Raw genomic sequence first — 1,507 nt, forward strand, 5'->3', positions numbered from 1 at the left:
ATACAAAGTTCAATATTTCTTTAGATTCTTTATATAAAATTGGTTTTGAATTCCATTTTTTTAATACAAACTTCGATATATTTGAACTAAATAATGCGCTGAACGACAGTTTGTTAGGCGGTAAACTCGGAGCTAAAAATTACTGGAACCTGGTGACAAAATTAGACAAAAAGCTGCCGGCAACTATTCCGGTTTATTTATTCACCCCAAACCAGGTAAAATACTTCACCGGCAGCAGGCCGTCTGTATCACTCAACCTTCATTGGCAAAATTATACTCCTGCCGATTCGGTGAATACGTGGATTCAAAGCGCCTGGTTCACCAATAATAATTCCATCAAAGTTGTTGAGGGAAACACCAGGCCATCAGGTACTTATTTTACAAGCTATATTATCCAATCAGAAGGTGATCCAAAATCGCCGTTTATTGTGGATGTTAATCATGGCAACCCGGTTATCAGCCTGAAAAGCGCTCCGGGAAAACTTACGCCAATTGATACAACTACCTTATGGATAGCTATTTATAACGACAGATATAGTGCAGATGCATCATATTTAAATGCTGCCTTACAAGCGGTTGCCAATTTTACCCAACGTAAAATTGTTATTAAGCAATATAGTGACCCTGAACAGATACCTGCAAAACAGGCTTGGATTTTTTGGTTATCCGGTAAACCTATCGATACAAATACCCTGAAGAAATCGACGTATGTATTAGATTATCAACAAGGTAAAATAAGTATCGAATCCTCGTCTATTAAAACCATGAGCAGTTTTGCTTTAGCAGAACATGATGAAGCCCCGGCAATTTATAAACTGGTTAAAAATGAAGCGCTAAGCGGTCAATCAATTTGGGTTGATGGTTATGGCAACCCAATTTTAACACAGGAACAAAGTCAAAAAACAACCCAATACCACTTTTATTCCCGCTTCAACCCCGCCTGGAATGACCTGGTTTGGAGTGATAGTTTTCCGAAGCTGTTATTGAATTTGATTTTATATAACGCTGATAATGAATTGGTAAATGAGCATAACTTGGCAAAAATAGATCATCAGCAAATGATGCCAGATATAATTTCGTCGGCAAAAAACGTAGATAATAATAAAGTAACTGTGCAAACAGATCTATCACACTATTTCTGGCTGGTGCTGGTTGCCGTATTCTTTGTTGAAAGATGGTTGGCCCATAAAAATAAGCTGGTATTAAAGAATGAGTAACCAGGCAGGCATAAATAAAATAAACACGATACGCAGGTGGTATATTAGTTATCAGCTACTTGCCGATGTGCTTTTTGCTGCCGCAATATCGCTAATCGTATTTGTTTTACTAAGTTATACTTTGCGGGTACAAATTCTTTGGATAATGCCTATATTTGTAATAAGCCTGCTGGTTTTACTATTTATCCACAAATCGTGGACAACCAAAACCACTTCCATATCCAACTTTCTTGATCAACAATATCCCGAACTTGAAGAAAGCTGCGGACTGGTTTTGAAATCGCCTGGCG

2 protein-coding genes are annotated in these 1,507 nt (G+C 37.8%); both read left to right on the plus strand.

Annotated elements, in window-relative coordinates; genetic code table 11:
- Positions 1-1,217: hypothetical protein (locus AC1DPZ_RS27070; protein ID WP_477409354.1), on the plus strand; the 1,217-nt coding region annotated here is incomplete at its 5' end.
- Positions 1,210-1,507, plus strand: a 298-nt coding sequence (locus AC1DPZ_RS27075) for a hypothetical protein (protein ID WP_477409356.1), incomplete at its 3' end; no start/stop codon positions are given. The genes AC1DPZ_RS27070 and AC1DPZ_RS27075, both read left to right, overlap by 8 nt.

The organism is Mucilaginibacter sp. P4_G9, assembly GCF_056400985.1.